This window comes from Leptothoe sp. PORK10 BA2, assembly GCF_034932105.1.
Classification (GTDB): domain Bacteria; phylum Cyanobacteriota; class Cyanobacteriia; order Phormidesmidales; family Phormidesmidaceae; genus Leptothoe.
In genome coordinates this window covers 1-7,558 of the sequence record NZ_JAYGIG010000085.1, presented here as the reverse complement: position 1 = coordinate 7,558, position 7,558 = coordinate 1, and the positions used below count along the sequence as shown (strand labels likewise).

At 53.5% G+C, this 7,558-nt stretch carries 7 protein-coding genes; 5 read left to right on the top strand and 2 right to left on the bottom strand.

Translation table 11 applies throughout. From position 1 onward, the window contains the following. Positions 1-570: 570 nt before the first annotated feature. The 3 genes from VB741_RS14260 to VB741_RS14250 all read left to right on the top strand — a co-directional run bounded on the left by VB741_RS14260 (position 571) and on the right by VB741_RS14250 (position 3,335). Positions 571-1,392, top strand: coding sequence for a formylglycine-generating enzyme family protein (locus VB741_RS14260; protein ID WP_323365853.1), 822 nt, complete (start codon positions 571-573; stop codon positions 1,390-1,392). A gap of 543 nt (positions 1,393-1,935) precedes the next feature. Further along, positions 1,936-2,511: a hypothetical protein gene (locus tag VB741_RS14255; RefSeq protein WP_323365852.1), complete on the top strand. Its 576-nt coding sequence runs from the start codon at positions 1,936-1,938 to the stop codon at positions 2,509-2,511. A 50-nt stretch (positions 2,512-2,561) separates the two neighbouring features. Then, on the top strand, positions 2,562-3,335 hold the full coding sequence (locus tag VB741_RS14250) for a hypothetical protein (protein ID WP_323365851.1): 774 nt from the start codon (positions 2,562-2,564) through the stop codon (positions 3,333-3,335). A gap of 15 nt (positions 3,336-3,350) precedes the next feature. On the opposite strand, the gene VB741_RS14245 is transcribed toward VB741_RS14250, so the two are convergent. Further along, complete coding sequence (locus VB741_RS14245) at positions 3,351-3,629, bottom strand: hypothetical protein (protein WP_323365850.1); 279 nt, start codon at positions 3,627-3,629, stop codon at positions 3,351-3,353. A 134-nt stretch (positions 3,630-3,763) separates the two neighbouring features. Here VB741_RS14245 and VB741_RS14240 point away from each other — a divergent pair, with 134 nt between their 5' ends. Continuing rightward, complete coding sequence (locus VB741_RS14240) at positions 3,764-5,989, top strand: NACHT domain-containing NTPase (protein ID WP_323365849.1); 2,226 nt, start codon at positions 3,764-3,766, stop codon at positions 5,987-5,989. 51 nt (positions 5,990-6,040) lie between these two features. Beyond that, positions 6,041-7,078: a metal-dependent hydrolase gene (locus VB741_RS14235; RefSeq protein ID WP_323365848.1), complete on the top strand. Its 1,038-nt coding sequence runs from the start codon at positions 6,041-6,043 to the stop codon at positions 7,076-7,078. Positions 7,079-7,102: 24 nt separating this feature from the next. On the opposite strand, the gene VB741_RS14230 is transcribed toward VB741_RS14235, so the two are convergent. Next, positions 7,103-7,276 carry a hypothetical protein gene (locus VB741_RS14230; protein ID WP_323365847.1) on the bottom strand — a complete coding sequence of 58 codons (174 nt, stop codon included), beginning with the start codon at positions 7,274-7,276 and terminating at the stop codon, positions 7,103-7,105. Between the last annotated feature and the right edge of the window lie 282 nt (positions 7,277-7,558).

The following is a 7,558-nucleotide window of genomic DNA, read 5'->3' as shown; positions in this document are numbered from 1 at the left end:
ATGTCCCAACTCCAAGAAGTCAGCAAACTCCTAGATTCCTACATCCGCTCTCTCCTGCCTCCTGCCTCCTGCCTCCTGCCTCCTGCCTCCTGCCTCCTGCCTCCTGCCTCCTGCCTCCTGCCTCCTGCCTCCTGACTCCTGACTCCTGACTCCTGACTCCTGACTCCTGACTCCTGTTATTCTTATACCGGGTTAGGCCGCGAAGCGGTGGCTCCTGGATCAACAATCCTAGGAATTGCCGCTCCGCTTACCGCAACAACAATACGCCCGACAACCGCAACAACAATATCGGTTTTCGCGTTTGCTGTTCGCCCCCCAGCACTCTTCTATTGCTAGTTCCCCGGCTCTGTCTGGGGACCAGGCTGGCCAGAATCGTCGGATGGGAATCTGTCGAGCGTGCCCCAGAAGAGTCCAGAGCCTATTCCAGCGATGGCTAGTCTATTGACTAGGCATCCAAAAATCAAACCGGGTCAGTTACTTTGGTAGGGAAACCGAAAACTTAGCTGGCCCACTCCAGAATTCAGAACGCAGATACTGGTATCCTCCGTCTTTCATCTTTTGTCCTCCCCTATGCCCCTCACCCTCCGTCGCACCCCTGCGACCACTCGCTACTATACCGAACCTCTGCTAGAGATTGCCGATGCTCTCCCCCTCCAGATGCTCCTCATTCCTGGTGGCACTTTTACCATGGGCTCCCCGGAGAAGGAAGCAGAGCGACAAGAGCGCGAAGGCCCCCAGCACCCAGTAACCGTGCCTCAGTTCTTTATGGGACGTTACCCAGTCACCCAGGCCCAGTGGCGAGCTGTAGCCGCCTTAGATCAGGTTGAGCGCCCGCTAGAAGGCGATCCTGCCAAGTTCAAAGGCGATAACCACCCTGTTGAGAGGGTATCTTGGCACGAGGCTACCGAGTTCTGTGCTCGACTGGCTGAGCACACCAACCGCCCCTACCGCCTCCCCACCGAAGCCGAATGGGAATACGCCTGCCGAGCCGGGACCACCACACCCTTCCACTTTGGCCTCACCTTGACAACCGAAATCGCCAATTACAATGGCGACTACACCTATGCCGATGGCCCCAAGGGCGAAGACCGCAACGAAACCACCCCGGTAGACCACTTTGATATAGCCAACGCCTTTGGCCTGTGCGACATGCACGGTAACGTCTGGGAGTGGTGCCAGGATCATTGGCATGATAATTACGAAGAGGCTCCTGTTGATGGCAGTGCCTGGCTCACTGAGGATGAAAACGCAAATCGTATCGTCCGCGGTGGCTCCTGGTTCCTCAATCCTAGGTATTGCCGCTCCGCTTTCCGCAACGACCTTACGCCCGTCGACCGCGGCATCGATCTCGGTTTTCGCGTTTGCTGTTCGCCCCCCAGGTCTCTTCAGTAGCCCTTTACCCTCTTTCCCTTTTGCTCTCTACAAAGAAAAAACTTTCCATAGTCTTGCCGCCGCTGTCTCGGGCGATGTGTCTACGTTCACCGGCAACGTCATCGAGCTAACGCAGCAGCTGGGCATCCCCATCGAGCAGGTGCAGTTGCCAGCGTCGGGGACTCCATAAGTTGCCGCTGCAACCGTCATTCCCTTAACCCCTACCCCCCCATTTTATCGGGCATCAGTCAGCAGGTTTCTTCCTGCCCTGGTGCCTTTCTTTTTGAAAATTGCCGCCGTCCAAATCGATTCCATCCTGTTGGCATTGCCGCCTTCAAACTACCAACCAACCCGCCACGAATGCCCGAGCAAGGAGTTACCTTGCCCCCAGTCCCTAGCCCAATTCCATCGCCATTTTGCAATTCCACCGCCCCGCTGGAATTCCAGTGGAAACGGGTGGAAAGGTGGAATTCCAGTGGGGCTGACGTGTTAGGAAAATTTTGAGATTCCCATAATATGGTCAGGATTGAAAAAAAAAAAAAAATGACGGACTGGAATTCCACAGTGGAACATCAGCTTCGGCCAGATGAGCTGATGGCTGAACTGGATATTAAAAAACAGACGTACTATAACTATCTGGACCATCTCGGTATCAAGGCGGAGAAGGATTCAAAAGGTAAGGTTTACCTCACTCAGGCGCAGGCTGACCAGTTGAGATCGCTACGTTCTCATGTGTTGGAAGGCGGAAAAATTGAGGAGTTTACTATTAGTAGGTCGTCGTCGTCTGACTTGGTAAAAATGGAATCTGGGGGCCTGGATTCGGCGGAGCGGCTAACGGAAATTGAGGTGGAGGCAGACCCGACCCAGGGGCTAGATATGGAGACGCTGTATCGTGAGGCGTCGGAGATCGCAGCCCAGCGACTGACGGCGAGTGAGCAGGTGGTGTTGGCTCTGGCGTCCCAGATGGATTACAACGACCTACACCCGGAGGCCAAGGCAAAAGTAGATCAGGTGCGTGAGGCGACCGTCCCAAAGTTCGATGCCCAGGCGGTGGCGACCGACCTGTTAGGCCAGTTCAGACGTCAGCGCCAGGCCCCAGACGAGCAGAGCCAACCCGACCAGAGTCTACAAACTGCATAGACCCGAATGGGTTTGAGTCAGTCTGTGCGGCTATAGCGGCGGGTAGCCATGTGCTGGTGGTGGCCGAGACGGGGATGCTGGGGAGCTTTCCGCAGCTGGTGGCGGAGCGGTTTCAGGATGACTGTGCGGTGGCGACGGCGATCTATAAGGGCAGTGCCAAGCAGTTTTTTGTGCAGCTAGCCGAGCAGCTGGATATTCCAACCACGGCCCCCCGCTATGACCGCAATGGTGAGGTGACGGGCGAAAAGAGTATAACGGTGGACCAGCTGAAGGAAGAGATCCTGGGTAATGTCCGAGATGGCACGCTGGTGCTGTTGCCCGAGGCGAACCGGCTGACTAAGGGCCTACGCTACTGGTTCGAAGACCTGATGACGTCGGGGCGAGTGCGGCTATGCTGCTTTGGGTCGGTGAACCCAGGCAAGGACATTTTTCTGAAGATGCTATCCGTTGAGCTGGAGTTACCCAGTGATGCTTATATTCGGTTAGTGATGGCAGCCGAAGCCCAGCGCCAGGGCCTGACGTTAACGAAAAATCGATTGGCGGAGCTGCAGCCGCTGGCGGGACGTAACCCGATGCTGGCGCGTAAGGTGGTGGCCAGCGAACGGGCAGGGCTGAATAAACAGGCCAAGCCGGAGCATACGCAGTATGTGGTGGTAATGCCGATTGTGATTGCGGCGTTGATGGCGTTTGGGATTGTGCGGTTTGTGGGCTTGGGCACTAGCAATCAGAGCCTGTATATTTTTGGGGGTACGGCGCTGGTTGCGGGGATGACGATGAAGCAGTTGGGCCAGGTGCGCGGGGCGCGGAAGCGGTTGGGGCAGTGAGGACTGCCCTTTTGGTTAGTCTTCATCGTTGTCGGCTTGAAATAGGTCGGTGGCTTTGCTGCCTAGGAGGCCAAAGATTGCGCCTACGCCCATTTGCCAGGTGGTGGTGAAGCTTTCAAAGATGCGTTCTTGGTGCGGGGATAGGTCCTTTTGGGCAGCAAGGGTGAGCGATGTGCCGCCGGATAATAGGGTGAAAAATACGACGGTGAAGAATACTTGCTGGAACGCGGATGTGATGTTCAGGTTTTTCATGGGTTTGCCTTGGGCTGTGGTTTGCTGTATCCACTGTGTCAAGGGGAGTTGGGAGGTTACGCCCAAACATGGCCTGACATAGGCTGACATGGCCTGATTTCTTGCTAAAGCTGGCTGAATAGTTGGGTTTTAGTGGGTTACCCTAGCGTTAGCTAGCCCCTAAACCTGATGTTCTGATGAGTTCCTTATCCCGTGAGTTTTTAACGACGATTGCTCGGAAGTATGTGCTTTCCCCAGAGCAGGAAGAGGTTTTGGTGGAACTCTATGGTGGCGACGGCGATGAGCTTGAGGTTGCTGATGAACTCAAGATTTCCCATAGTGCGCTTCGTACTCGGTTGACGGGAATTTATAGCAAGTTCAGCATCGGTGGTAAAGGTCCTGGTAAGTTTTACCGACTTCAGAAGTTTCTGCTTGAGCAGCAACAGACCTCAGGCGCAGTACCGGAGGTTGGTACCAACGTAGATATTAGGACGTTAGTCAAAGCCTGTCGTCAGCAGGTTAAGAGCTTTATTCAGGAGTGCTGTAGCACCATGCGGGTGCTGGATATGGAGCAACCTATTGGCCTTGGGGAGATCTATACCAACGTCAATATTCTGGAGAATCTGACTGGACGGCGACGTCTGGATATGGCTGAGCTGTTGGAGAACTTTAATCCAGAGGAGTTTGATCGGCTTGGGTTGGGGCCAGTGACTCAGAGTCGAGTGCCGGGACTGGAGGCTGTGCAGCGGTATAACAAGCTGATGGTGTTGGGGAAACCTGGAGCCGGGAAAACCACCTTTCTCAAATACTTAGCGATTCAATGTAGTGAGGGGGCTTTTCAGGCAGATTGTGTTCCGATTTTCATCACACTCAAAACGTTTGCTGAAGCCCAAAAGCAGCCCGACCTACTAACGTTTATCCTCTGGATGCTGACGGATGTCAGTGTTGCTGATTTGTCAGCCATTTTGCAATCGGGTAGAGCCTTGCTGCTGCTGGATGGTCTGGATGAGGTGAGACAGGAGGATGCCAGTCGAGTTTTACGGGCAATTCAATCGGTTGCTGATCGATATCCAACGAATCAATTTGTTATCACTTGTCGTATTGCTGCTCAGGACTATACCTTTCAGAACTTTACTGACGTCGAAGTTGCTGACTTTGACGAACAACAGATTGCTGAATTTTCGACTAAGTGGTTTCGTCTGAAGCACCCTACCAAAGCAGAGAGATTTATAGCCAAACTCAAGGCAAATAAACGCATTCAGGAATTGGCTACAAACCCACTGCTGTTGACCTTGCTATGTCTTGTCTTTGAAGAAAAAGGGAAGTTCAAAGATAGTCGAGCTGAACTTTATGAGGAAGGCATTGAGCTACTTCTAGAGAAGTGGGATGACAGTCGAGATATTGAACGGGACCCGGTCTATAAAAAGCTATCCATTAATCGGAAAGAGGACCTATTAAGTCATGTAGCCTTTACCACCTTTGCCCAAAGCGAATATTTCTTTAAGCGGAAAAGATTAGAACAACCGATTTCTGACTACATCCAAAACATCCCCGGTGTCCAGACAGACCCAGAGGCTTTGCTGGTCAGTAGTCGTAAGGTATTGCGCTCGATTGAAGCCCAGCATGGTCTGTTAGTAGAACGAGCACGGAACATTTATTCCTTCTCTCATCTAACTTTTCAGGAGTACTTTACTGCTAGGAATATAATTGCTAGTCGTAACCCCAACATTCTTGAGCAAGCATTGCAAGGGCTGGTGGTTAACATTACCGAAAAGCGCTGGCGGGAAGTCTTTTTGCTGACAGCAGAGATGTTGCCAGAAGCGGACTATCTATTAGAATTAATGAAAGCCCAGGTTGATTCTCTGTTAGCCGGAGATGAGCAGCTGCAAACGTTTCTAATGTGGGGAAGCGAGAAATCTATCTCTGTTGACGTTACCTATAAGCCAGCTGCAGTTCGCGCTTTCTACCTCGCCCTCGCCCTCGCCCTCGCCCTCGCCCTCGACCTCGCCCGCGCCCTCGCCCGCGACCTCGCCCGCGCCCGCGCCCTCGACCTCGACCTCGACCTCGCCCGCGCCCTCGCCCTCGCCCTCGACCGCGCCCTCGCCCGCGCTAGTGAGCCTGCATTAAAGCAAGCGCTGCATGCCCTAAAAGAGCAATTGCCTGATTTCAAACGTGATGTTGGCGCGCTTAAACAGTGGTGGCGGGAAAACGGTAACGCCTGGACTGCAGAGCTAAGGGCTGTGATGATTGAGCATCGCAATATTGGTCATGACTGGCAGTTCAGTGATGGGCAGCGAAAGAAACTTGAGCAGTATTACGAAGCCAATAAGCTGCTGGTGGACTGTCTTAATAGCGATTGCTACGTTACCCGTGCGGTACGAGAAAAAATTGAAAGTACTCTCCTGCTGCCAATCCCAACCTAACCGCCTGTCCTGGGCAACTTAGACCTGTCCAACACAGACAGATCTGAGCCAATGATGGCAATTACCCACGCTTGCATCGCAACCGCAGGCGCATCCTTACTACTGGGCACCGCCCAACCACTCCCGTTAGCGCTTGCCGTCCTGGGTAGCCAGCTGCCCGACATCGACACTACCACCAGCATCATCGGCCAGGTCCTTTACCCCATCAGCTCATGGATTGAAGACCGCTACCCACACCGCAGCGTCACCCATTCCTTAGCCGCGACTGTTGCTATTGCAACCGTGGCCGTGGCCGTAGGCGCAGCGTTGGGCGATATCAAGCCTTGGCTAGCCCTACCCCTGGGCCATGTGCTGAGCTGCTTTAGTGACTGCTTTACGCGCCAGGGCGTTCAGCTCTTCTGGCCTGACCCCGCCTGGTCTATCAGCGTAAGCAACCCCAAGCGACGACTACGCACGGGTGGACCGGGTGAGTATTGGGTTTTATCGGTGGCCGTGGGCCTGCTGCTGCTGGGGATCTGGCTAGCCGGTGCCGGTGGCGTGACGGGGCAGGTTAACCAGGGGCTGGGCCTGCGAGATGGGGCCATGGCGACGTATAACGCCAATGCGGCCACGTCTGAGGTCTACGCGGAGATAACCGGCGTGTGGGCCGATGACCGGACGCGGGCAGATGGCCGCTATCTGATCCTCGATGCCGTGGGCAATGAGTTCATCGTCACCGATGGCCAGGGCGTTTACCAGACGGGGAAGCAGCTGCTGATCGACAAGCTGACGACGGCGACCGGCGCGGCGATGACGCGGACGACGCAGACGCTAATGCTGAATGATGAGGATGCGGTATCACGGCTCCAGGCGTTGCGGATGGCGAATCCGTCAGCGCGGGTTTATTTATCGGGTTCCATCACTGTGGACTTTCCGGAGGAGGTGCGGCCTACGGTGCTACCCCGGCAGCTGCCAGCCGTGGCGGTGGTGGGTGAGTCGGTGGAGTTGGCTTATTGCGATTTGGAGGTTGCGATCTCGTTGCTGAGCGATCAGTGGGCGACGGGGAGCTTAAGGACAATTGTTCAGATAGTTACTCCAGATAAAAGTTGATTTTTTGCTATCCTACGAAGCCCTCTATTGCCCATATATACTCCAGAAATTCTTGAACTCTGCTCTGAAGTCTGATACCAGTGAGAGTCCTGTTTCAGTATTACTTCTTGCTACATAACGTTTTGAAAATTCGTTTCCTGAATAACCACCTGAGAGTCTATAAAGTCCGAAATAAGCTGCTTTATCGTCAATCACCATAAAATGGAATGTAGGCTGAAAAGAGTAATATCCAAAAGAAATTTTGGATATTTTTCCTTTTTGATGCAATCCATGTAATTGGCGCACTACTCGTTTGATTTCTGCCGCTAGCTGATTTTCTTCTTCCTCTTTATTAGGGGAGAACCGGAGTGAAGTTAACTGGACAATGACAAGTTTCTGTTTTGCTTCTGCCCCGTTCTCAAGCGGCTAAATCAGGTGGGTCAAGGGTTTTAGACATCTCAGTTTTATTAGCCAGTAATTTAGTCAAAAGTAGAGTGGGTC